Below are 23243 nucleotides of genomic sequence, written 5' to 3'. Positions count from 1 at the left end.
AACAACGAGGTGATGGTTTTCACCGTCGTCTTGGTCGTGGTGGTGCGCGTGCTGGTCACCGCCGTGGAGGTCAGATAGGCATCCTGCTGAATGGTGTTTCCCGTCGCAAACGGATCTCCCAATGGCGTGGCTCCCTGCTCCATCCGCGTGCTGCTGCTGCGACTCTGCGAAGTGAAGTTCTCGGTCGAACTTGTGCGTTCCGCCAGCTTCTGACCGCTGCTGAATGGCAGATAATAATTGCCCCGCAACTCAAGATAGCGCGAGCCAATCTCCGCACCGATGCCCAATTGCGAGAAGTCGTTGTCAAACTGGGTGCGCAAGTTGTCCACAAACACATTGGCACCCACATAAAAACCTTCGGTGAGGAATCCGGCCCGATCATTGGACTTTAACGCCCCGACCGGCTGGTCATTAAAAAGAAAACGCCAGCCAAGTCCGAGCGAGGTGGCGAGCTCCCCCTGTTCACCCAACGAAACATAAGGACTCAGGAACACCGTGCCCCCTCCAAGCGTGCCATCCATGCCGATGGAACTCCAGATCGGCACCACAAATGAAATGTTGCCCTCCGTGTAAACGTCGCTGGTTTTTACCCCAGTATTGAATGTGCCAAAATACATCGGGTGATACTCATTGACCGGGTCCATCAGCGGAGCTTTCGCGACGGAACCCGCCCCAACGGGACCGGTTGCCGACAGCATGGCAGCCGCACTGACAACAGCAACACAACGATGGAAGAACAGATATTTTGTGAGGTTCATGATGGTATTTTTTTGTTGGTTAAAAGGACCAGGCAAGCCCGGCAGTGAGGTTGTGGGATTCGTAGTTGTCTCGCAAAAGCTGGGTGTTGTAGCCGACAAAAGTGCTGAAGCGGTCACTCCACAAAACCGACACCGAAGCTCCCAACAATAACGCATCGCGCCCCACTTCAGGCCCTTCAACGGTCACCACATTGCCTGCACCCGAGGCAAATCGGAAATCCGTCGCCTGGGAGCGATCTCCAAACTCATGCTGCCACGCCACATACACCTGCGGCACCACCAGCCTGCGTCCCGCCTTGATCACATAAGCGACTTCCGCCCCCACCGAACTGCGCAAGGATTGCGTGTGATTGCTCTGGATCTCCAAAGGTGCCAGCGATCCTTGTTCCTTGAACGATTCGTAACCCACATAGGTGTAATGCAACGACCACGCAGGCCCAAAACGCCATCCGCCCTGCTGGATCTCATATCCGCCACCGAGATAAGCGTTTAATGCCCCACCATTTGCATCGCCACTGGCCAAGCCCAACAATGCGGCGCGATCATATTCAAAATCATTAAACGCACCGCCCACCAGCGCATTGAGATACCAACTTCCCGACTGCCAGGCCGCATATAAGTTGGCGGCATAACTGTTCATCTCCAGATCACCATCATCATGGAGGTCAGCATCGCTTCCGGTATAACTAAGCATCACCCCGACCGTCAGTGTGTCGCTAACCTTGTAATCAATTCCCGCGCTGAATCCACCGCTCAGTGTGTCATATCCCGGAGCCGTGCCGCTGCTTTCCAAATCCAGCCAGGTGGCGTCGCCATACGCAAAGGTGCTCCAGCGCAGATCCTCTTCGGCAGCAACTTCAGGCGCAATGCTCTTCGGATTTTTGGGATCAACCAGCAGGTTCGAAGGCGTCACATTCCCCGGAACCCGCAATCCATGGCGGATCTCCCCCGCACGACGTTTAAAAAATCCCGCCGCATTGTCCGCCATGCTGACGCCAAGTTCGTGAATGACACTAAGTTCTTCAGGAGCGATCTTGAAATACAGCGCGGGCAGATCAGCGAGCAGAATGCCATTGAGGAAGGCAATCAACACCGCCTCGCGCGAATCAAAAGCCACGCCATCAAGAATCAGTCCGGTATTGCGCAACAAATCACGCAGCTCGTCCGGCAATCCATCGCCCACCTCCTCACCAAACTCTGCGAATGAACCCTGCACAATCTCCACCGCAACCACGTTGCTTTCATACATGATCTCCGCTTCAAGAATCGTCCCAGTGTTCAAGTTCTGCACGTTGTCAAATTCACCACTAACTCCACCCGCTGCCGTGAGAAACTCCGCGCGATCTCCACGGGTATAAGTCAATCCCGGACCCGCCAGCAACACCAGATTACCGCCCAGACTGGCACTTCCCCCAACCGCGAGCACATCATATTGACCGGGATTCCATCCTTCGATCTCAATCACCAGCGTCCCACTTTGTGAATAATTTCCTCCGATGGTGAGCGTGCCCACGCTATTTCCTGGAGATACAATGCCTGCATTAATCACATTGCCTTGAATAATCCCCGCCCCGCCCAGCATCCCCGCCGGATTAACAAAAACATTGGCACTCGCCAGCACCCCGTTCGCCAGCAAGGTTCCTGCATCAATGGTGGTATCGCCGCTGTAAGTGTTGACGCCAGTCAGATTGAGAATGCCGGTGCCGACTTTGGTCAGGCCGCCCGTGCCGGAAATTACGCCGCTGAAGGTCGTGCTGGTGTTGAGGTTGCCGACGGTGAGTTCATTGCCGCCAAGATTGACGATGCCACCACCACCCCTGCCGACATCGCTTTCCAGCGAGCCAATTTCAACACCATTGCTGTGGGAGCTGATATCGAGAGTGCCACTGCCGTCGAGGATCACCCGGGAACTGCCGCCGCTGCTGTCTTGGTTGAAAAAGATCGTGCCGCCAGCAAAAGCGCCTCCCTCGGCTGAGAGGGTAGCATTTTCGGCACGGCTGCTGTCGGCGAAAACCGTTCTACCACCTTGGCCGCTGGGACTTCCAAAGTTGAGGATGATGGCGGCACCCGCACCAGCATCGCCAAAAAATTGGGTTGAAGCACCCGATCCGCCGGCGATGGTCGTGCCAAAATTTCGTATCATGGCGCTCGCTGCGGTGCTGTCGAAATCGAACACAGCCCTGCCACCTTCGGCTCCGGCGACGGTGCTTCCTTGGTTAAAAATAGTGGCGCTGCCCGCGCTTGCCTGTCCATGAAACCTGGTTTCGCCAACGCCTGCACCTGCCACGGTGGCCCGGCGGTTGGCGATATAGGCACCACCTGCATTGCTGTCGGCGTCGAAGGTGGTTCTCCCTCCCTCCTGCCCGGACACAGTGCCCCCTAGATTCTTGATCTCAGTGTCGTCACCAAGCACCGAGCTGCCATCAATGAGCGTTTGGCCCGGTTCGCCCATCAACGCGTCGCCACCTTGGTTGACGATGATCGGAGAGAAAGTGCTTTGTGACTCACCGATCCTGGTAACCCCGCCCTCGGCACCCGCCGCCGACCCCGCCAGGTTGTTGATCGTTGGACTGCCAACATTGTCAGAGCTGACGAACGTAGTCCGACCCGCCATGGCACCAGTTGCCGCAGCACCAAAATTGGTGATCGTTGCGTTGGCAGCGTCCGAGGTGTCCCCGAAGACGATATGTCCAAATCCCGCACCGGCCGTGTAGCCGCCATGGGCAATCAGCAAGGCGCTTCCAGCACTCGAGTCATCAAAAAATACGGTTAAACCGCCGAATGTGGCCGCCCCAGTTCCCCCGGTATTGTGAATGGTGGCTGTGCCCGCATTTGAGGTATCGAGAAACGAGGTCGCTCCTCCATTCGCGTTGGCCGTGAACGCACCCTGATTCCAAATGATGGCGCTTGAGGCTGTGGACGAGTTTCTAAATTCAATCTGTCCTGGCACTCGTCCCGCCGCCGTCGCATAGCTTGCAATGTATTGAACCGTTCCACCTCCCAGCTCAGCGGAACTTTGATTCATGAACGTAAGTAGCCCCCCGGCCGAAGAAGAAGATCCTTCGATAAAAAAACTCTGGCCTCCAGAGCTTTCAAAATTGGAAACACCCTGCCCCGCGACGTTAAAAGAAAGGGCACCCCCGGGGGCAATTCTGATCTCAAAAAGGTCTGCTCCCATGGCGAAATTGAGGGAACCCAAAACGATGTCCGCCCCGTTTGGCACATAAACCTGATAGTCGTCCGGCGCGATCCCACCGGCGTTTTGATCGAAGTTCGCAATGTCTCCTCCCACTCCAGGAAACACGGGATTGCTGTCCCAGTTGGCTCCGTCATTCCAGTTGGCTCCCGTCGGCGCAGTTGCACTCCAAGTCGCATTGACCTGCGCCTGAGGTTGTCCAGACGAAAAAAACAAAGTGCCCAGCACCAGGACCAGATTCAGGGCCTTGTTGATACCCCGAAACCAAACAGAGGAAGACGAGGGGGGCGCAGTGCATGAGTGGTGGTGTGACATAAACATTCGTGAGCGAAAGCGAGTGAGTGAGTGAGTGAGTAAATTGCCTGACTTCCGCTCAACACGGCTCGCGCATCTCCGCCCCCCTCACAATCGGTCGATAGAACTAAGGCGTTCTCTTACCATCCATAAGCACAGGTTATTTTTCTTCTCGATTTTGTAAGACAACCGCCGCCAGTTGCCAATACCATGATGGATGCCCGCCACCGATCCACTCCCCGTGAATCTGAAAATGAACAGCGCGACCCTGCGTTCGTTCAGTTCCCTCGTGCTGGAATTGAACGACCCCCTGCTGCCTGAGGAACGACTTTTCGACCACCTCATTGAAGGCATCGCGAAACTCATTCCACTCAACAGCTTCTGGGTCACCTCCTCTGATCTTCACGCCGGGCAGGTCACCAGCTACCTTGGCCCCTGGGCACAAGAGGCCGTCGATCTCGTCCCGACGTTCTGCCAGCATGTGCAGGATCACCCTCAATTTATGGCGCTGTGCCAGGGCAAATCGGCAAGGGTCGATTCGGTCTCGGACTATGTTTCCCGCAAGGCCTGGCGTGCCACCGGCATGTTTGACGAGGTCATCAGCAAGATCGCGGCCGAAGACCAGATGTCCACCAGCACCCCTCTCAATGACCGCGTCATGTTCAGCCTGGTGGTGAATCGCGACGGCTGGGGATTCGGAGGGCAGGAGCGCGCCCTTCTTGCCTTGCTTGCGCCACATGCCATCCAGGCATGGCGCACGCGCTGGCTGCTCAAACGCATCGGCCTGCAACAGACTGGTGGTTTCAACTCCACCCTGCCCGATCTCTGCTTTCAAGCCATGATCGACTCGTTCGGCAACGTCGTGGAAGCCGAGGAGGGCGCGCTTCGATGGCTGCGCGAAACCTTTGCCGCCAAAATTTTTGCCCTCACTCCCGTCTTGCCCGAACCCTTGTTGAGCTGGCTGCGATCTACCCTGGCTCAGGTGCAGAGCGGCGGCGAATCCCTCGCCTCCCTCCCTCTCAGCACGCAAGTCACCAGTCCGCGAGGCATCCACCTTCAGGCGCGACTCGCGCCCGGACCGCTCTACGGCCTGCATGCCATCGCCATTGAACGCATGGCCGACCCCGTCTCACTCGGCATTGCGAGGTTGCAGAAACTGAACCTCAGCGAGCGTCAGGCCGAGGTGCTCTACTGGCTCGCCGAAGGCAAAACCAATGATGAGATTGCCGGCATTCTTCGCATCAGTCTCTTCACGGTGAAGGCGCACCTACGCACCATCTTCAATCTCCTCATGGTGGAAAATCGCCACTCCGCAGCGGCCATGGCCTGGCAGCACCTGCAAAGGGCTGCCCCCACATGGAAACCCTGAGGAAGCCTTGGCCATCTCATCGCGAAACCCGAACTGGTGGCCCTATTTCTCTCAGCGGCACCAGTTCAGGTGCCTGATGACCATATACCAGTCGTGGATCCTCCACCACATAACTCTCCCCGGCAAAAATGCGTGCATCGTTGATCTGCACCAAATCACTTTTCTTGGTCGGAACCACCAATGAATCGACACATTGACCACCTCCCTCAATCACATAGCCCTGCCAGTCTTCAAAAGTCTCCAGGTCACCATTGTCCATCTGAATGTAGGGCCCCATGTTGCTGATGAGGTTGTTCTCCCCCCACCACTGCAACCATGGCTGGCCATTCTCACCATGCATGTCAGGCGTCCGGACAAAATATCGAATCGTGCGCAACTGACACGATTTCCATGTGGCCCGCAGGCGACTGTCCGGCGCGTAGTGCTCGATCAATCCAATGCTCGACAACACACTGCGATCCGCCTCCAGGTGCCCGTCCACCGCTTGTCCTCGCAACGACAAAAACCTTCCAAAAATCCGCGAATTGCGCAGCTTCACCTCTGGTTTTGAGTCCGCACGAACGCCATTACCCTTCAGCATGATGGCCGGAGATCCGAATGCCACACACTCCGTGTTCTGAAGCGTGATTCGACACGATCCAACCCCACTGATCACTCCCCATTCAATTGATCGTTCTGCACTGTAGGGCCTGGATGAACGCACCAATCGGCAGTGTTGCAAGCTTAGCTCCGTGTTCTGCACCACAAACATCGGACGCAAGTAAAAGTGCTCTGCACGCTGATGGATCGTGAGATTCTTCAACGTCAGAGGAGCCCTCAATTCAATGTGTCCCCGATCCAATGGCAGCACCCCCTTCTCTTCAGCCGAGAGCGTCGGACGCCGGCCTCTTGTGGCCCGCAGTGTCAAAGGCTCAGTGATGCTCAAATGACCGAAACGTAACGTCGCATTGCTGTGAATGGCGATCTCCACCGCCCCACCACGAAGCTGTGCCGCGTTCACTGCCGACTCCAGATTTGCATAAGTCCCCCAGTCACCCGCGATCCAAAACGGCTGACCACCATGCGCCGCCAGGTATTGATTGACCAGTTCCGTGCGACCCGTCTGCTCGGTTCCGACCAGCACCGCCATTATCCCCGCCAGCAACCCGGCCACCGCGCGGCCCACTTTTTTTAACAGCCATTGCCGCCGCGCCTTGCGACCCCACAACCAACGACTGGGAGCCGAACCACGATCCGTTGAAGTCTTCAATGTCTGCAACAACGTCGCCGCGTTTTCAAGTCGATGCTCCCGATCCTTCACCAACAGCGACTCAATCAAATTTCGCAGCCACACCGGCAGCTCAGGAGCACACACGCTCAGCGGCAGCGGACGTTCCTCCCGCACCAGTCGGCGCAGTTCATCGAAGTCAGTCTCAGAGAAAGGCACCCGACCTGTCGCCATTGTGTAAAGCACCGCACCGAAGCTGTAAAGATCACTGCGATAATCCACCTCCACCCCCGCCGCCTGCTCCGGCGACATGAACTCCGGCGTTCCTACAAACATGTGCGACCGGGTCAGCGAAAGCTGCTGCCCATCTCGCACCAAACCGAAATCCGCCAGCCAGATTTCATCCTCCCCCTTGCCCAGCAAGATGTTGGAGGGTTTTACATCCCGATGCACCAACCCCCGTGCATGCACCGCCACCAACGCATCCGCCACCGCAACCCCCAGACGCACCAGTTCCTCCGTCGGCAGGGGTTTGCCACCCAACGCATCGAGCCGGTCCTGCACACTCCCGCCCTGGGCAAAATGCATCACCATGCAAACCCTTCCCCCTTCGCCCACCACTTGATGAATGGGCAAAACATGCGGATGATTGATTTCCGCCATCGTGCGCGCCTCTCGGAAAAAACGTTCCGTCATCAGCGGCGCTGCCGAGCTCGAATAAAGCACCTTGAGCGCCACCTCCCGCCCCAGTGACTCATCCTGCGCACGATAAACCGTTGCCATCCCTCCCTGGGCAATCCGTTCCAAAACCGTGAACCCACCCAGACTCCCCGGCATCTCCAAATCCACGACCGGCCCCGGCGAAGAAGTTCCACGCGCCACACTCACTGCTTTAACTGCCGCCCTCATCATCTCCGCATCCACCGGCAGAGCCTCCGGCATTCCTGCCGATAAATCCTCCTTCAACAAACTTTCTCCCGACAATTGCGCCAACCGCTCACGCAACTGCGGATCCGATTCCATCTCACGCACCAGCTGCTCCTCCTGCTCCTCAGGCAATGAGCCGTCCAGCAAAGCCAGCAACATTTCGTCGTCTTTCATGTCGTGAAAGCTGCCGGTTCCTCCGTCAACGAACTGACGATGTCATGCAGCCGGCGGATCACCCGATGCCTCGCCACATACACCGCCCCCGGCCTCATTTGCAACTGTTCCCCCACCTCATTCACCGGCCTCCCCTCCAGCGCGGTAAGCACAAACACCTGCCACACCTTCTCAGAAAACTCCCCGCGTGCCCGCTCCGTGGCCTGTTGAAAAATGTGGCGACGAAACTCCAGATCCCAATGCGCCTCATCCTCCGCCACCGCACATTGCTGCTCCAGCAGTTCCTGTCCCGAGTCCACATTGTTGCGACTCGTCTTCGCATGCCGATCAAAATACCCCGCCATCTTGCGTCTCACGATGGTATAAAGCCACGACCGAAACGTCCCCTTCGTCCGATCATATTCGAACCCTTGAATCGCCTTTGTCACCGCCGAAAGCACCTCCTGCGTGATGTCCGACGCATCCGCATGTTGCAGTCCCCGACGCGAAGCAAACGCAAAAATCAGCGGCGCATACAAACACACAAACTCCTCCCAAGCCCGCTGGTCAGCAGGATCAGCAATCCGATGCAGGAGGGTAACACGAGTTTCTACAAGCATGAGTTGTTGGCACAATCCTAACCACGTTGGCCGCTTGCGCACCCATTATTTGCGCTCATCAACCAGCAGGAATCATACAAAAATCACCCGCAATCCACGCTTTCACCTCTAATCACCCAGCAATCCATCCCGAAATTCGGTCCGCCAGTCAAAATTCCCCTCACCATCCAATCCTTCCAATTTAAATTGCCTTTGCCCTGCCAGCCAAAGACATCGTTGCCCGATCCTTCAAGCGACCAAAACCCGATGAACAAGAAAGCCACCGTCTACCGAATGGTCACCCCTGATCACCTGTGCCCATGGGGCATCAAAGCCAAGGACCTCCTCAAAAGAAACGGTTACGATGTTGAAGATCATCACCTGGAAAGCCAGCAGGCCAATGAAGCCTACAAGAAGAAGCACGGCTACGACGAGACACCGCAAATCTTCATCGAGGACAAAAACATTGGCGGATACGACGCATTGCGTGAGCATCTGGGCAAAGGTCCCGATCCAAAAACCGGCGAAACCTACCAGCCGGTGCTGGCCGTCTTTGCCGTTGCCTTCCTCATGGCTCTCAGCACCAACTGGATGGAACAAGGCCTGCTTTCGGTCATTCGCACCTTGGAGCTTTTCATCGCCTTCAGCATGTGCATTCTCGGCGTCCTGAAACTTCAGGATCTGCTCTCCTTCGCCACCGGTTTCGTCCAGTATGATCTCATCGCGCAACGTTACGTTCCCTATGCGTATGTCTATGCCATCGTGGAAGCCGGTGCCGGCATCCTCATGATCGCAGGCATCGCCGCCTGGATTGTCGCACCCGCCGCCCTCCTCGTCAGCACCGTCGGAGCCATCTCCGTCTTCAAAGCCGTCTATATCGAGAAGCGGGATCTAAAATGCTCATGCGTCGGTGGAGGCAGCAATGTTCCCCTTGGCTTCATCTCCTTGACTGAGAACTTGATGATGATGGCGATGGCTGTTTGGATGATGGCCAAAGAGGTGTGATCCGTGAAATAGGGCAATGGAACGACAGCCCGATCGAAAGTGAGGGCAGCCCGCAACCTAAAGCGTTCACGCCATCACCATAAGGCTTAGTCATTTGTTCGCATGCACAGCAATGGTGATGAAACTCCACCCAAACGTGGGATTTCTGATTGCCATCTTCCGAAGCTGATTAAAATTCATCCTAGGTTAGCAGGCAACTTAGCAACTTGTTGGTATGAAAACCTATAAAATCATTTTGACCAGTGGCGAAGCAGTCTTCCTTGATGCGTGTTTTTATCGCGAAGAAAGGCACCTGGTGAATTTTATGCTTACCTCAAGCGAAACGGTGGCAATCTACTCGAAATCGACCATCATCATGATCGACGAGGTGCCCGTGGGCACCCGGGCATCGAAAGTCAGGCAATTGGCTTAGCAGATCTGCTCAACCGACCACCCGTCTGATTCAATTTATGCCCTAAAGTGAAGCGAAATTGATAAATCCGTTGAGTGTCTGAACATAAAAAGACGCGCTCACATCATCAAAATTTCAGTTAATGAATTTACCCTGCACGCCTCCCGCTTCAGCATTGATCCAGGCTTTCTCCATCGCTAGGGTGGCAATCGCCGGTGCATCAAAATTGGTGGAGTAATCATGACTGAGCTCTTTGACCACTATGGAAGGAATCGCACGGGAGAGTAGTATCAATCTTGGGGGGAGCGAATTGAGGTTCTCCAAGGCCACGGCGGCAACATCATCCTCGTCCAAGGCAACCGCCGTGGTGTATAACATGCCGTAGGCAACGGCTGCCAGATTGAGCGCTACATGATCATCGCGAAGCATCTTGGAAACGGGGTGTTTGCGAACCATCCCATAAATGCCCGCCAACACTCCGGTTGTGGCCGCAATTGCCTCTTTGACGACGGCACCCAGCTTTCCATGAAGGCGCTCCGACAGCTGCTCATTGGCCGCCAGCCTTTGCTCTGATTCGGCAGCGATTTCACTCAACATCCGATGGATCTCCGTGTGAACTTTGACCTTGTCATCGGCGATCTGCCCGGAAATCGCATTGAAGATGTCTCGTTCAACGGCGATCATGTCATTGACATAAGTGCGCACAACCGCGTGGTTTTTGGAGGGATTCATAGGAGTCAAGATAGGAAGGATTCACATTAATCGTTCAACATGACTGACCTGGTTGTAACACCAGAGGGATTGGGCGCATTGGACGCGACCGCAAATTCGACTTACCGTCAACGAAGCACAAAAAGCGGCTTGTTAAATCGGCGGATCAGAAGGGTTGTTGGCACCCCCTCTTCACCTTCGTGAACTTCGTCATCAATGTGAAATGCCTTTATCTGACCACTGAAGAAAAACGTTCCGCCGAATTTCACCATGGCACCTGTTTCCCGAACGTCTCCCTGCCCTTGACCCTCCAGCCAGGAGATGATTTTTTCGCGATGGCTGCAAGACGCATAAACCATCGCCAGATCCTTGCGTTCTTGCGGATCGTCCTTGGCAAGGAATTTCACCCTCGGCCCCATGGTCTGAGTATTGGTCACCTCCATCCACAAGGCAGGATCAAGATTGATCACGTGCTCCTCTCCAATGATCACCTCCAGATCGATCCCTCCCGCCCTTTCTGCAAGATGGGCCATCGCACGATAATCTTTTGAAAAATCCTTATCCTCGTCCGATCCAGCGATTTCATCCGCCCGATCTGGATCATTCTCTATGAGATGAAGATAGTCGGCAAAAACTCCAACCCCGACACTTTCGAAAAAGAAATCCCGGCACTGCCCCTGCCCGTATTGCACCTCCCCAAAGTGAAACGGTTGCGGAGAATATCCTTCAATCTTAGACAACCTCTTTTCCCAGTCAAGATCGATGCCGAGCGAGAGGGCAATGTTGTTCGCCGTGCCTCGCGCAAGGATCAGGATCGGAGTCGAGGAAAATCCCGCCAGTTGACGGAACGCACTCCTCATGGTGCCATCCCCACCGGACACCACCAACATATCCGCAGGCTCTCTCGCCAGCAACTCCCGGAAATCATCCGCATCGGTGCAGAAACGAATCACCGTCCAACCTACTGCGTGAAGAGCGTCCTTCATCTCTTTGTGGCTGACATCCTCGTCGCCCGCCGTGGGATTGTGATAAACAATAGCCTTCATGTTACACTCAGTTTCAATCTGCGAACCGATTCTAATTCGCAACCACCTCCTTCGCTGGTTGTGCAGATCAACAAGCCCACTTTGACAAGCGATATGAGAATAGTGATCGTCAATGATGATGGAATCTACAGCCCAGGCATCCGGGCTCTGGCAGAGCGGGCCAGGCAGTTTGGTGAAGTTAGAATCGTAGCCCCAGACGTTGAACAATCTTCCATGGGACATGCCATCACTCACTCACGGCCTCTTCAATACCGGGTCGCCGAAGTGGGCGACTTCAAAGCATTCAAAGTCAATGGAACACCCGCAGACTGCGTGGCACTCGGATGCCATCACTGGGAAAAAGTGGATGTGGTTTTATCTGGCATCAATCTCGGGCCGAACCTTGGCAACAGCATGTGGCATTCAGGCACCCTGGCTGCTGCAAAGCAGGCATCGCTTTTAGGAATCCGGGGAATCGCTTTAAGTCTGCGTGGAACCTATGAACCAGAGGATTTTAAGAGAATCGCCCCACACGTAGATGAAGTGCTCGAGCTAGTATTGCGGAAACACACCTTCAAACTTCTCAACATCAACTTTCCGGCATCACCATGCGGAATCCGTTGGACCCGCCAATCGGTTCGCCAGTATGATGGCGCCGTGATTCCCAGCGAGGACCCCTTCCACCGTCCGATCTACTGGTGCACTGTCACACCACTTGAAAGCGCCGAAGAAGGAACCGATCGTCGGGCCGTGGACGAGGGTTTCATTTCGATTACCCCTCTACGACTGGACCTTACGGATCACGACGAACTGGCCAGGGTCACCATGCGTTGAGAGCCACAGCAGAAAACCTGGTCACACGCCGGCACGACAAAATTTTCCGGTCATTGGCCTATGTATCCAACAAGAAATTTCCTGAAGCCATGAAACATGAGGCAGAGGGTTTGCATCGCGTGATGTATCGCTGGAGCCCGGAAGACTATCGTGAACTCGACAAAATTTGGAATGGTCCGCATCCCGAAGATGGACTGGATCTGATTGTGAAGGAGCAGATGCCAGAAGGAGCTCCATGGCCCGAGTTTGACGAGGAACCTCAACTTGGTGCACCCCTCGCTGACAGTGAGCGTGATCCAGACATGCTGGATTGGTATGGAAAAGCTTTGGGAGAGTAACGATCAAGATAACGAATCTTTCTCGCCTCTGGCCTCAGATCAGGTGGAGCGCAGGAAGATGGTGGGTTTTGGACGCGCCAAGACCATGCCCTTCCACAGACTAAATGGTAAGACCAGCGATCGAATCGATGAAATAGCCGTCCATTGCATCCAGTCGCAACGGATTCAGATGCATGGAGATCATCACGAAAAACTCACGCGCCCTTCTTAAACGGCGGATTGGCAGACTGAGTGTTCGAGGCTGGCTCGAGATTCTTGCGTTGGTGACTGGTGTTGCCTGTATCGCAGCGATCCTCTTCATTCGCCGGGACCTCATCGAATACCACCCTTCGCATACTTTTTCGGTCCGCGACCCTGAGTTTTTTGGTTCCGCCCATGCTTCAGCCGACCCGATTCCGGTCAAAGGAAATCGCATCACACTGTTGCACAACGGCAATGGCATTTTCCCAGAGCTCTTGAGCGCGATCCAGGGAGCACAAAAAACCATCAACTTCGAGGCCTTCATTTTTCATTCCGGCGAAGTCGGCAATCAATTCATTCAGGCGTTTATTGATAAAGCGAAGGCTGGTGTGGAGGTGCGAATCATTGTGGACGGCGTAGGCTCGGGATGGTCGCTGAACAACTCTGACGTGGACCGCCTAAAACAGGCTGGCTGCCAGTTCTATTATTATCATCCCGCCCGGTCAATTCGGCTCGACCGAATCAATCGTCGCACGCATCGAAGGTTGCTGATTGTTGACGGCAACATCGGATTCACAGGAGGAGTGGGATTTGGCGATGACTGGCGGGGTGACGGCAACAAGACCCATGAATGGAGGGAAGTTCACGTCAAAGTTGAAGGGCCGTTAGTGGCCAAGTTGCAGTCCACCTTTCAACAACACTGGCTTGGAGTGACCGACGAAATCCTGGTCGGCCCGCATCATTATCCGATGCTAAAACCCGCGGGAAACTTGAAGGCACAAGTCGTCGCCTCCACGGAATTCTCTGTCGCACCGCTACCTCTGGTCCAGGCAGTCTCCATTGCCGCAGCGGAGAAAACCATCTACATCACCAACCCTTATTGCACACCGACCGATGACCAGATTCAACTACTCAACGAAGCTGTGAAACGCGGCGTCGATGTCCGACTGCTACTGCCCGGCGTGAAGAACGATCAACCCGCCACCAAAGCGGCCGGACGCACCGCCTATGGAAAATTGCTCCAAGGCGGAGTGAAGATTTTTGAGTTCAAACCTACCATGATCCACTCCAAAACCATGGTGGTCGATGGCATGTTTTCAATCCTGGGAACCTCAAACCTCGATTCTCGTTCGTCCCAAATCAATGAAGAGGTCGATCTAACGGTTTATGACGAGAGTTTTGGGAAAGAAATGGAGCAGGTATTTCTCAAAGATTTGGAACAGGCAGGTCCCTACACTTATGACGATTTCAAAAAACGGTCGCTTTGGGATCGATTTACCGAATGGCTCACGTGGCCGTTGAGCTCTCAGTTGTAATCCCGCGATAACAACACGCGTTTTCGCTTCACCAAACGATCCATTTGTAACCAGGAATACAAGCCGACGACTCATAAAATTTGTTCGACGTTTAGGAAACCCATTCCATTTATGTTCCATCTATTTTTCACCCGTATTTTGTTGGGAACCGTTTTCATGGCAGCCCCATTACTGAGCAGCTGTCGGCAAAAGCCTGAGCCTGATCCTGAGGTGCAAAAGGTCGAAAACATCTACGATCTCGACAGAACCAATCCCACGGGAACTGGAACCAATAGCGGTGGAGCTGAAACAGAGACTCCCACGCCGTTGCAAGGCAACAGTCCGGCGATGTAGCGGGAAGTCTCTGCCGGTTTTCGGCTGCATGTTGGCTACGGCAGCAATCTCAGCAAGATTGGAGGGGGCGATTATCAAGCGTTCAGCTTGAATTTTTTGGTAGCATGTCAGGAGTGGCTTCAACCATTCGTTGAACCTCCAACACCGATCATGCCTCTCGACCCCGAAACGATTCTACGACATCTCTATGCAGCCCGTCATCGGCTTAGTGCCGCAGCATGGCTCGTCGTGAGGGATGCTCATGCAGCGGAGGATATTTTTCAGAATGTGGCGCTGAAGTCGGTCACGCGGGAGGTGTCGTTCGAGCATGAGGGCGCCTTGCTGTCTTGGGCTACCGTCTCGGCAAGACGGGAGGCCATTGACTGGCAGCGCAAACGAAAGCCGGAGTCGCTGGGTCTGGAGCCGGATGTGCTTGATCGGTTGGATCATGAATGGCAATCGAAGTCGAATGTGCCCGAGGGACCACGCATGGAGGCATTGAGGGAATGTCTCAATGCAGTCCCGATGAACTCGCGACGTTTGCTGGAGCTTCGATACTTCGATGGCCGCCCATGTCAGGAGGTCGCCGAAACACTTGGTGCGGGTCTCGAAGCGGTTTATCAAAGGCTTTCGCGTCTGCACCGCCAGCTCAAGCAATGTGTCGATCAACGTCTTTCTCACTCATGAACGACGATCTCCTGCTTCAACGTTTGCTGGACGGCACCCTGACTTCAAGGGAGCAGCTCGAAGTCAATCAGCGCTTGCGTGACGATGCCGGTCTGCGTGCACAGCTGCGCGAAATCGCCGAGCAGGCCGTGCTCATGGGGGATCTGGCAAGGCAGCGTGACCTGGCCACGCCGGTCTCCATTTCCAATGCCGCAGACCGCAGTTTGGGCGCCAGGCATTGGCTGGCACTGGCGGCGTCCATTGCCCTGCTCGCGGCGAGTGCGGGGTTTTGGATGAGTCGTCGTGAAGTGCCGGTGCTCACCTTGGAGGATTCGTCGGGTTCCATCGTCTGGAGTCAGCGTGGCGATCTGCGGCAAAGCGTTGCGGATGGCGACCAACTCAGCGCGGGAACTCTGGAGACGATTGGTGAGACGGCGACTGCCCAGTTGGCGTTCGCCGATGGCACGCTCATCATGCTCAGCGGCGAGTCTGAACTCTCCTTCTCTGAAGACGGCCAGAAGAGATTGCTGTTGAGGAGAGGATCGCTTTCCGCCCAGGTAAAACCGCAGCCGGAAGGCAGCCCCATGCTGGTGCGAACGCCGAGTGCAGAGGCGGAGATTTTGGGAACCGTCTTCAATCTTTCCACGCGACCGGACGACACGCTGTTGAAGGTGGATGAAGGTCTTGTAAGGCTGCGCCGCCTGGCCGATGGCAGTTCCATTGAGGTGCCCGCGAAAAACAGTGCCGTGGCATCGCTCGACAGCGCGTTGAAGCTGAATTCCGAAGCCACGCCGGAGCCGCGCTCTGCTTGGAGCTTTGATTTTACCACCACCATGCCACCGCAACACTGGCGCGGGGTTTCTGACGGCACTCACATCATCGCCAGCCCCTATGTTGCCTCGCGCAAACCCAGTGGAAATGTCGTCACCCACTTCGGCATTTCCGTGCGCACCACGCTGCTCACGCCCCCGGTCTCGCTCATGGCCACCGAGGGCGGCGTGGTTCGATACCGTTTCAAACAAGAACAGCGCGCGCCATTGCAGGTCATGCTGCTAACCTCGAAGCGGCACGGTGGCTTCGGTGGTAATTTCGAGGTGAAGCTAAGCGCGGACGACCTCCACCCCGACCGCGATGGGTGGTGTGAAATCGCCATCCCGCTGCGTGAATTCCATGCACTCTCGCGAAAACATCCGTCACCCACAGGCAACCTCCTCGACAGCGTGCTCATCTCTTCCTTCCAGACAGACACCAAGCTTACGGTCTCCCGATTCGAACTCACCACCCAGCCATGAGACTGCATTTTTTTTGATCAGCATCGCCGCTGCAGCTGATCTTTGCGGGGCAGCAGCAGCATGTATTGGAATGACCTGCCTCGTGAGGTGGCCAGTCTCGTGGATGGCGAAATCGCGGGTCACACGGGCCGTGCGGTGATTCCTGAAGCGGTGGGCCGCAGCGGCAGTGACATCCGAGTCTATCTGCAACCGGGCTTCAACAGGTATGAATATGGCGTAAGACCAAGACGGTTTACCGACACCACCGGGCCACTCCACGAAGTGAGTCCGCACTAGCACGAAGACATCGAACCCTCGTTGGGCGGTTGTCCAGTTGGCCCGTTACATGCAGACCACCGTCTGGCAACCAGCCATTGGTCATGGATGAAGAACGACCTTGATACAGCCGTCATCTTTACCTTTGAATAGATCATAGGCCCGAGGAGCATCTTCCAACGGCAGTCGATGAGTTATGATGAATGAAGGATCGATTTGACCATCCTGAATTTTTTCAAGCAGCGGGGCCAAATACTTTTGAACATGCGTCTGGCCCATCCTAAAAGTTAGGCCCTTATTCATTGCTGGGCCCATCGGGAAGTTGTCAAGCATCCCCACATACACGCCAGGCACCGAAATGGTGCCGCCTTTCCGACAGCAACGAATGGCTTCCCGCAACACATGTGGCCGATCCGTGCCCAGCATCAACGCTGCCTTGGCTTTATCAATCACCGCATCCATGCTGCCGGCACCGTGAGCCTCCGTTCCGACGGCATCAATACAACGATCAGGGCCGCGACCATTGGTCATTTCCATCAACTTATCATACACATCTTCGTCATCAAAATTGATCGTTTCCGCCCTGCCTTTATCAGCAGCCAGCTGAAGTCGCTCGGCCACCCTGTCGATGGCGATGACACGCCCGGCACCCAGCATCCAGCAACTCTGAATGACAAATTGTCCAACCGGTCCGCAACCCCAAACGGCCACCGTATCGCCCGCCTCAATGCCGGCGTTTTCTGCGGCCATGTATCCCGTGGGAAAGATGTCGGACAAGAACAGCACCTTGTCGTCAGGAAGATCCGACTCGATCTTGATGGGGCCGACATCCGCATAAGGCACTCTTAGATACTCTGCCTGACCACCCGCAAATCCCCCAAGCATGTGCGAATATCCAAACATTCCCGCAGGCGACTGCCCCATCACCTTTCTTGCCATCTCCGCATTGGGATTGGAATCATCGCAATGTGAGAACAGCTGCCGACTGCAAAAATAGCAACAACCACACGCAATGACAAATGGCACCACGACCCGGTCTCCTGGTTTCAGATTCTTGACCGCAGAGCCGACTTCCATGACCACCCCCATGGGCTCATGTCCGAGCACATCGCCATTTTCCATGGTGGGTTGATAGCCATCAACCAAATGGAGGTCGGAACCACAAATCGCGGTTGCCGTAACTCGAATAATTGCATCCGTCGGGTCCAAGATCGAAGGATCAGGGACCGAATCCACACGGACATCGTTTTTGCCATGCCAGCAAAGTGCTCTCATATATTTGAATAGGTTAGGTTTTAATATCAAACCGCCCAGAAATCTGGTCTTAGAGATTGATCACTGAACATGCTGCACTTATCCACAGCCACGTGGTCACCAACCTCCTCGCCCGGGCGATCATCGCGTTTAGATCACTTACATTGATCGCCGCACACAAGCCATATAGCCCTTTCTTTCCTCAACCTGAGGACAGCCTCAGGGAAGTTCCCGACACAGGTGGGCGGCAGAGTAGAAGCTTAAGTCGAGATCAACCGAGGCATCCAAAAAAACACGGCTTCGGTGCCATGACCTCTAATCTTCGTTCACGCCCGCTTCCAATTCACGAGCATCTTCTTTGGCTTTGTTCTGCTTCTTGTTCTTTTTCTTCCTGGGTTCACGTGCCTCATTTGATTTGTCTCCTCGCTTTGAGACAGGATGAAGAAGCCGCAGGGGACGGCGGCGATCCCAATCTAACGTTGTCCCCCACCATCCGCTTGCGTTTGCCGCGCATCTTTGTTGCTCTTGAATGACTGAACAACATTCCTCAGATGCAAAAGATAGGCGGGATTCCACAAAAAACCGTGTGTCAATAGAACGGCGGCAATGAATACTGGCCAGGAAATCCACGCCGACACTCCCAGCCCATCCAATCCGCCACGGATAGACGCAGCAAACAACATTGCCACCATGGATAATATTCCATCCAAAGATCTCAACGTGCGCCAGGAGGCTTCACAAGCTAGGCGGTGCCGCACCGACAACGGAAAACCTTTAAGTTCCGGCGCATTCCAGGCAACAAGATTTACCTTCATCCGCGATCGTTCAACAGCTTTCACCAGTGTGCAATATCACAACATCCCCAACCGCCGCGCCTTCCAGTAAGTCGCCAGATGATAAATAATCCCGCAGCTTGAGTTATGCAAATAATCCGTCTGCAACACCACGCCACTAAATAGCTGCCTTTGCTCAGGCGTAATCTTGCCACCCTCCACCAACAATGGAATCAACGCTGACTCCCCGGCTTCACGGGTGAGATGCCAGATCTCGCGATAGGCACCCCATTGCGGATTTTTATACCCCTTCTGATTCTTCCACGCCTTCACCAAACGCCAGTCGGGGCCAAGCATGCGCATCTCTTCCGGGCTCTTTTTCGCAATGCCTTTCACCGTGTAATCCAATCGCCCTTCAGCAAGAGAACTGACGTGTTTCATGGTCTTGCCGATCTCCGCCTTCAGCGACTTCTCGGGTTCCAATTCATGCAGCACCTCCAGTGAAATCTGCATCTGCAAAAACGCATACGCGGGTTTGTGTTTGTCGGGAGTTGCCGATTGCTTCACCGCTTCCACCACATACTTGCGCCACTCTGTCCGGTAACGCTCATTGCGCGTCGTATCCCAAGCCGCCGCATAAATCATTGGCAGTCGTGCCGCCTCGTGCGCCTGCACGTCCCACATGCGGCAGATGCGCAGGGGACACCTTTCGCCATCAGCTCGGCAAAAATCATAATCGTTCTCCGGCGTCACGAACTTGATCATGCGCTCCGCCACCGCCGCCATGATGCCGCGAACCTCTTCCTTCGTCGCCTCATCCGCCAAGGGACTGCGATAATACTGCCACAAACCATGAACAAAGTGGGTGTATTGGTCCCTTGATGAATTGATGTAGACACTTTTCTTGTCCTCCGGGCAAACGTTGCGCGCGACGAATCCCGGCACCCCATGCACCGTCACACAACGTCGCATCCCGCTAAAAACCTTGGCCGCATCTTCACGCAGACTCTCCTCACCCGTCACCGCAAAACGATCGCACAACAAACTGAGCATCGCCCCGCCCAAAATCATGCCGTCCTCCATCCCGGTGCTGTAGCCACAAGGATTCGGATACTGCCGCCCCACCTCTTCTGCGGTGGGCAAATGAGCCTGCTCTTTGCCCGGCTCGTAACTGCTCAGGTAATCCATGAATGTTTCCACGTCCTTGTGGTAAAACCGGTTCCAGGATACCTCCCAGGCCTGATCCATCTTCTCCTCAAGCTCACGCGAAACCGGAGGTGCCCCGGCATTGACGGGACCGGACACTGTAACAAACACAAGAGCTGCACCGAGCCCACAACTGACTTTGATCATTTTATGCATACGGCTCGCAACGACAAGCATCTTTCGATCATGTATTGACGCACCGCGTCGACGGTCAATTCGCACTCTTCCATTCCCTGCTCATCCCCTCATCGAAATCGCCGACCACTCCTGCCTCGCCAGTTCCACTCCCAATTCCGCCAGATCGACCATGGCAACTTCTGGTGATGAATTCAAATCGTGCCATTCGCAGGCATCCGTTGACCCCGACGTCTCGCACCGCAGGCTCCCGCCAACGATTTTGGCGTGATAGATAATTCGAATGCCGTGAAAATCAGACTCGCCCGAACAGTCAAAAAGGGAATCAATCGTTGCGATGGCACCCACCTCGATCAGCAACCCCGTTTCCTCCTCCACCTCCCGGACCACTGCGTCCTCAGGACTTTCCCCAAAATTCAATCCACCCCCAGGCAGTGTCCAATGTCCCTCCCACCGTGGCAGTTCACTCGAAAGCCGGCAAAGAAGGATTCGACCGGAGTCGTGTTCCTGAAGAAGGGCGTAGGCGGAGATTCTTGTTCGTTGAGCGTTCATGAAGGCATCCACTGATGCTCGCAGAAACGAACCTGCGCAACGACTGCTCTTTCCAGCGAAATTGTTCAGGGTCAAAGAATTCTGATCAATCACCTTGCTGGATCAAGACGTGTCGCGGAGTATCGCGCCCCTTTTTCTCATCTTCCTTAATGCTTGCCTACGTTATCAATATGGATTCAGCGACGGATCGCTGGATGGCCGTGCAGAAAGCCTTCGAAGGCACCCACCTTAAGCTTCATCGCGTTTCCGGAGTGGACGGTTACGCCTTGAAATTGCCGATCCCCGAATACGACGAAGCCCTTTACAACCGGCGGCATGGCCGTCCCACAAGTCCCGGACATGTCGGCTGTTATCTCAGTCATGTGAGAGCCATGAAGGCGTTTCTTGCGACGGATGAACCGTATGCCCTAATTGTTGAAGACGACCTAACCCTGCTGCCCGATTTCGAGTCCACCATCGAGGCCGCCCTTGAGTGCGCCTCGCACTGGAACATCCTCCGCCTAACCGGATTGAGCCAGGGCACACCGGCCAAGGTGGCATCCCTCGGACGTGGTTATTCCCTCTGCATCGGACTCGGACGTTTGAAAGGCACCGGCGCTTATCTCATCGACCGCAAGGGAGCCGAGGCGCTTTCGACGGGAATGATCCCCATGTTCCTGCCGATCGACCACGCCATTGATCGCGAATGGGTCCATGGCATCAAAGCCGCCTACGTGCTGCCTTTCCCCGCCTCTCAAGTGGACAGCGGATTCCGATCCTCAATTCAGATTGGACGCTCCCTGAAGCTCTCCAATGCACGGCGGTGGATGACGACCTATCCCTATCAGGCATACAACGAGATTTCGCGCCTGTTGTTCCGCAGCTGGCACTACCTTCGCGCCAAATCGGCTCTTGCCTCCCATCGTCCAAAACCGACCGGGAAGAAGGAATTGACCGAGGCGTGTGTGTAGTCGCTGCGGCCATCGGCGTTGACCCATCGGGTCGTGGAAAATGTCATCAACGACCACGCTCGACTTGGTTTCGAATCTGCTACAGTCGTCGCATGGCCACATCATCCAAAGCGGGAACGCAAGGTTCCCTGACCAACGACGACCTCGCCCCGGTGCCATTGGAAAAGCGCACCTGGACGACTTGGGACATTGCCGCGCTTTGGGTGGGCATGGCCGTTTGCATCCCGACCTACACGATGGCGAGCAATCTCATCGGTGGCGGCATGAACTGGTGGCAGGCACTGCTCGCCGTGCTGCTGGGCAATGTGATCGTGCTCATTCCCATGGTGCTCAACGCGCATCCCGGCACCGCCTACGGCATCCCCTTTCCCGTGCTGCTGCGGGCAAGCTTCGGGATCTACGGGGCCAACGTCGCGGCCCTGCTGCGCGGCATCGTCGCCTGCGGGTGGTTTGGCATTCAGACCTGGTTCGGTGGTGCCGCCATCTATTCCACCGCGGCGCTGATTTTCGGATTCGACCCCGCTGCCAAAACCCCCATCGCAGGTCTCGGCATTTCCTCGGGACAATTTCTATGCTTCCTGATCTTCTGGGCCATCAACGTGTATTTCATCCTCAAAGGCATGAACTCCATCAAATGGCTGGAAAAACTCAGCGCCCCGTTCCTGCTATTGATCGGTCTGGTCATGCTCGGCTGGGCACTGAGCGCCGCTGATGGGTTCGGCCCCATCCTCGTGCAACCCTCCTCCTTCGCCACCAATGCCGAAGCATGGACCGCCTTCGGTGCCGGACTCACGGCGATGGTCGGATTTTGGGCGACCCTCTCACTCAACATCCCGGACTTCTCGCGCTACGCCGTCAGCCAAAAAGCGCAGATCGTCGGCCAGGCCATCGCCCTGCCCACCACCATGGCATTCTATTCGTTCATCGGCATCGTCGTCACCAGCGCCACCGTCATCGTGTTTGGAAAAGCCATCTGGGATCCCGTCGAATTGATCTCGATGTTTGGCAGTCCGCTGATTTCCATCATCGCCCTCCTCGCCCTTTCGATCGCGACCCTGTCGACCAACATCGCCGCCAACGTGGTTTCCCCAGCGAACGATTTCTCCAATCTCGCCCCCCGCCACATCAGCTTCAAGATGGGCGGCATGATCACCGCCGTCATCGGCATCTTGATGATGCCATGGAAACTGGTCGCCGATCCCAGTGGCTACATCTTTACCTGGCTGATCGGCTACAGCGCCCTGCTGGGACCGATCGGCGGCATCATGATTGCCGACTACTACATCCACCGCCGCAAAAAACTCGACGTCGCCGCCCTCTACTACACCCACGGCATCTACCGTTACCAATCCGGCTACAGCATCGTCAGCCTCGCCACCTTTGCCCTCGCTGTGCTTCCCAATATCCCAGGTTTTCTCATGCAGATCGGAGTGCTCGACAAATCCAATTTCTTCGCCGGGCTCTACAACTACGCCTGGTTCATCGGCTTCGGCATCGCCTTCTTCGCCTACCTCACCCTGCGCAGATTTTTCCCCAACAAGTAAA

General features: G+C 55.4%; 22 protein-coding genes. 12 read left to right on the top strand and 10 right to left on the bottom strand.

The window, feature by feature from the left end:
* Together FEM03_RS23125 and FEM03_RS23120 are read right to left on the bottom strand one after the other, a co-directional pair.
* A partial coding sequence (locus FEM03_RS23125) for an inverse autotransporter beta domain-containing protein (protein ID WP_206171118.1) occupies window positions 1-758 on the bottom strand: 758 nt, incomplete at its 3' end.
* A gap of 19 nt (window positions 759-777) precedes the next feature.
* Window positions 778-4182 (bottom strand): autotransporter family protein, encoded by a 3405-nt coding sequence (locus FEM03_RS23120; protein WP_166443092.1) that lies wholly within the window; start codon window positions 4180-4182, stop codon window positions 778-780.
* Between the two features lie 319 nt (window positions 4183-4501).
* Between FEM03_RS23120 and FEM03_RS23115 the strand changes: the two genes are divergently transcribed.
* Entirely contained in the window at window positions 4502-5617 is a 1116-nt protein-coding gene (locus tag FEM03_RS23115) for a helix-turn-helix transcriptional regulator (RefSeq protein ID WP_166443091.1), read from the top strand.
* Window positions 5618-5633: 16 nt separating this feature from the next.
* On the opposite strand, the gene FEM03_RS23110 is transcribed toward FEM03_RS23115, so the two are convergent.
* Window positions 5634-7925, bottom strand: coding sequence for a serine/threonine-protein kinase (locus FEM03_RS23110; RefSeq protein WP_138088689.1), 2292 nt, complete (start codon window positions 7923-7925; stop codon window positions 5634-5636).
* Window positions 7922-8524: an RNA polymerase sigma factor gene (locus FEM03_RS23105; protein WP_138088688.1), complete on the bottom strand. Its 603-nt coding sequence runs from the start codon at window positions 8522-8524 to the stop codon at window positions 7922-7924. The genes FEM03_RS23110 and FEM03_RS23105 overlap by 4 nt, the downstream gene beginning before the upstream one ends.
* Window positions 8525-8770: 246 nt before the next feature.
* Here FEM03_RS23105 and FEM03_RS23100 point away from each other — a divergent pair, with 246 nt between their 5' ends.
* Both FEM03_RS23100 and FEM03_RS23095 read left to right on the top strand, forming a co-directional pair.
* Window positions 8771-9508 (top strand): glutaredoxin family protein, encoded by a 738-nt coding sequence (locus FEM03_RS23100; protein ID WP_138088687.1) that lies wholly within the window; start codon window positions 8771-8773, stop codon window positions 9506-9508.
* 214 nt (window positions 9509-9722) lie between these two features.
* The gene (locus FEM03_RS23095) at window positions 9723-9920 is read left to right on the top strand and encodes a hypothetical protein (RefSeq protein ID WP_138088686.1); all 198 of its coding nucleotides are present in this window, start codon (window positions 9723-9725) and stop codon (window positions 9918-9920) included.
* A gap of 114 nt (window positions 9921-10034) precedes the next feature.
* Here FEM03_RS23095 and FEM03_RS23090 read toward each other — a convergent pair whose 3' ends face one another.
* Together FEM03_RS23090 and FEM03_RS23085 are read right to left on the bottom strand one after the other, a co-directional pair.
* A complete protein-coding gene (locus tag FEM03_RS23090; RefSeq protein WP_138088685.1) occupies window positions 10035-10631 on the bottom strand; it encodes a hypothetical protein in 597 nt (198 codons plus the stop codon).
* A 107-nt stretch (window positions 10632-10738) separates the two neighbouring features.
* Window positions 10739-11863 (bottom strand): diacylglycerol/lipid kinase family protein, encoded by a 1125-nt coding sequence (locus FEM03_RS23085; protein ID WP_138088684.1) that lies wholly within the window; start codon window positions 11861-11863, stop codon window positions 10739-10741.
* On the opposite strand from FEM03_RS23085, the gene surE reads away from it, so the two are divergent.
* The 7 genes from surE (at window position 11750) to FEM03_RS23050 (ending at window position 16849) form a co-directional block, all read left to right on the top strand.
* On the top strand, window positions 11750-12469 hold the full coding sequence (surE, locus tag FEM03_RS23080) for a 5'/3'-nucleotidase SurE (RefSeq protein ID WP_138088683.1): 720 nt from the start codon (window positions 11750-11752) through the stop codon (window positions 12467-12469). The genes FEM03_RS23085 and surE overlap by 114 nt on opposite strands.
* Before the next feature lie 89 nt (window positions 12470-12558).
* The gene (locus FEM03_RS23075) at window positions 12559-12807 is read left to right on the top strand and encodes a hypothetical protein (protein WP_206171116.1); all 249 of its coding nucleotides are present in this window, start codon (window positions 12559-12561) and stop codon (window positions 12805-12807) included.
* 173 nt (window positions 12808-12980) lie between these two features.
* Window positions 12981-14303 carry a phospholipase D-like domain-containing protein gene (locus tag FEM03_RS23070; RefSeq protein WP_138088682.1) on the top strand — a complete coding sequence of 441 codons (1323 nt, stop codon included), beginning with the start codon at window positions 12981-12983 and terminating at the stop codon, window positions 14301-14303.
* Window positions 14304-14414: 111 nt separating this feature from the next.
* Window positions 14415-14636, top strand: a complete 222-nt coding sequence (locus FEM03_RS23065) for a hypothetical protein (protein WP_138088681.1) — start codon at window positions 14415-14417, stop codon at window positions 14634-14636.
* A 150-nt stretch (window positions 14637-14786) separates the two neighbouring features.
* The gene (locus FEM03_RS23060; RefSeq protein WP_138088680.1) at window positions 14787-15302 is read left to right on the top strand and encodes an RNA polymerase sigma factor; all 516 of its coding nucleotides are present in this window, start codon (window positions 14787-14789) and stop codon (window positions 15300-15302) included.
* Window positions 15299-16573, top strand: a complete 1275-nt coding sequence (locus tag FEM03_RS23055) for a FecR domain-containing protein (RefSeq protein ID WP_166443089.1) — start codon at window positions 15299-15301, stop codon at window positions 16571-16573. Before FEM03_RS23060 ends, FEM03_RS23055 begins: the two co-directional genes overlap by 4 nt.
* A gap of 60 nt (window positions 16574-16633) precedes the next feature.
* Window positions 16634-16849 carry a hypothetical protein gene (locus FEM03_RS23050; RefSeq protein WP_138088678.1) on the top strand — a complete coding sequence of 72 codons (216 nt, stop codon included), beginning with the start codon at window positions 16634-16636 and terminating at the stop codon, window positions 16847-16849.
* A gap of 81 nt (window positions 16850-16930) precedes the next feature.
* On the opposite strand, the gene FEM03_RS23045 is transcribed toward FEM03_RS23050, so the two are convergent.
* From FEM03_RS23045 to FEM03_RS23030, 4 genes are all read right to left on the bottom strand, one after another.
* Window positions 16931-18103, bottom strand: coding sequence for a zinc-dependent alcohol dehydrogenase (locus tag FEM03_RS23045; RefSeq protein WP_138088694.1), 1173 nt, complete (start codon window positions 18101-18103; stop codon window positions 16931-16933).
* Window positions 18104-18555: 452 nt separating this feature from the next.
* Window positions 18556-18921 carry a hypothetical protein gene (locus FEM03_RS23040; RefSeq protein WP_138088677.1) on the bottom strand — a complete coding sequence of 122 codons (366 nt, stop codon included), beginning with the start codon at window positions 18919-18921 and terminating at the stop codon, window positions 18556-18558.
* A 12-nt stretch (window positions 18922-18933) separates the two neighbouring features.
* Complete coding sequence (locus tag FEM03_RS23035) at window positions 18934-20160, bottom strand: hypothetical protein (RefSeq protein ID WP_206171115.1); 1227 nt, start codon at window positions 20158-20160, stop codon at window positions 18934-18936.
* Between the two features lie 138 nt (window positions 20161-20298).
* Window positions 20299-20748, bottom strand: a complete 450-nt coding sequence (locus FEM03_RS23030) for an NUDIX hydrolase (protein WP_138088676.1) — start codon at window positions 20746-20748, stop codon at window positions 20299-20301.
* A gap of 149 nt (window positions 20749-20897) precedes the next feature.
* Here FEM03_RS23030 and FEM03_RS23025 point away from each other — a divergent pair, with 149 nt between their 5' ends.
* Together FEM03_RS23025 and FEM03_RS23020 are read left to right on the top strand one after the other, a co-directional pair.
* Complete coding sequence (locus tag FEM03_RS23025) at window positions 20898-21698, top strand: glycosyltransferase family 25 protein (RefSeq protein ID WP_166443088.1); 801 nt, start codon at window positions 20898-20900, stop codon at window positions 21696-21698.
* Window positions 21699-21790: 92 nt separating this feature from the next.
* On the top strand, window positions 21791-23242 hold the full coding sequence (locus tag FEM03_RS23020; RefSeq protein ID WP_138088674.1) for an NCS1 family nucleobase:cation symporter-1: 1452 nt from the start codon (window positions 21791-21793) through the stop codon (window positions 23240-23242).
* The last annotated feature ends 1 nt before the right edge of the window (window position 23243 follow it).

The organism is Phragmitibacter flavus (assembly GCF_005780165.1).
Taxonomy (GTDB): domain Bacteria; phylum Verrucomicrobiota; class Verrucomicrobiia; order Verrucomicrobiales; family Verrucomicrobiaceae; genus Phragmitibacter; species Phragmitibacter flavus.
The sequence above is the reverse complement of the archived record's forward strand: the minus strand, read 5'-3'. Positions and strand labels throughout refer to the sequence as shown.

Excerpts from the sequence above, each read along its gene's own strand:
- FEM03_RS23115 (WP_166443091.1), top strand. The coding sequence starts at position 4,502 with ATGAACAGCGCGACCCTGCGTTCGTTCAGTTCCCTCGTGCTGGAATTG.
- FEM03_RS23110 (WP_138088689.1), bottom strand. The coding sequence starts at position 7,925 with ATGAAAGACGACGAAATGTTGCTGGCTTTGCTGGACGGCTCATTGCCT.
- FEM03_RS23105 (WP_138088688.1), bottom strand. The coding sequence starts at position 8,524 with ATGCTTGTAGAAACTCGTGTTACCCTCCTGCATCGGATTGCTGATCCT.
- FEM03_RS23100 (WP_138088687.1), top strand. The coding sequence starts at position 8,771 with ATGAACAAGAAAGCCACCGTCTACCGAATGGTCACCCCTGATCACCTG.
- FEM03_RS23095 (WP_138088686.1), top strand. The coding sequence starts at position 9,723 with ATGAAAACCTATAAAATCATTTTGACCAGTGGCGAAGCAGTCTTCCTT.
- FEM03_RS23090 (WP_138088685.1), bottom strand. The coding sequence starts at position 10,631 with ATGAATCCCTCCAAAAACCACGCGGTTGTGCGCACTTATGTCAATGAC.
- surE (WP_138088683.1), top strand. The coding sequence starts at position 11,750 with ATGAGAATAGTGATCGTCAATGATGATGGAATCTACAGCCCAGGCATC.
- FEM03_RS23075 (WP_206171116.1), top strand. The coding sequence starts at position 12,559 with ATGAAACATGAGGCAGAGGGTTTGCATCGCGTGATGTATCGCTGGAGC.
- FEM03_RS23070 (WP_138088682.1), top strand. The coding sequence starts at position 12,981 with ATGGAGATCATCACGAAAAACTCACGCGCCCTTCTTAAACGGCGGATT.
- FEM03_RS23065 (WP_138088681.1), top strand. The coding sequence starts at position 14,415 with ATGTTCCATCTATTTTTCACCCGTATTTTGTTGGGAACCGTTTTCATG.
- FEM03_RS23060 (WP_138088680.1), top strand. The coding sequence starts at position 14,787 with ATGCCTCTCGACCCCGAAACGATTCTACGACATCTCTATGCAGCCCGT.
- FEM03_RS23055 (WP_166443089.1), top strand. The coding sequence starts at position 15,299 with ATGAACGACGATCTCCTGCTTCAACGTTTGCTGGACGGCACCCTGACT.
- FEM03_RS23050 (WP_138088678.1), top strand. The coding sequence starts at position 16,634 with ATGTATTGGAATGACCTGCCTCGTGAGGTGGCCAGTCTCGTGGATGGC.
- FEM03_RS23045 (WP_138088694.1), bottom strand. The coding sequence starts at position 18,103 with ATGAGAGCACTTTGCTGGCATGGCAAAAACGATGTCCGTGTGGATTCG.
- FEM03_RS23030 (WP_138088676.1), bottom strand. The coding sequence starts at position 20,748 with ATGAACGCTCAACGAACAAGAATCTCCGCCTACGCCCTTCTTCAGGAA.
- FEM03_RS23025 (WP_166443088.1), top strand. The coding sequence starts at position 20,898 with ATGCTTGCCTACGTTATCAATATGGATTCAGCGACGGATCGCTGGATG.
- FEM03_RS23020 (WP_138088674.1), top strand. The coding sequence starts at position 21,791 with ATGGCCACATCATCCAAAGCGGGAACGCAAGGTTCCCTGACCAACGAC.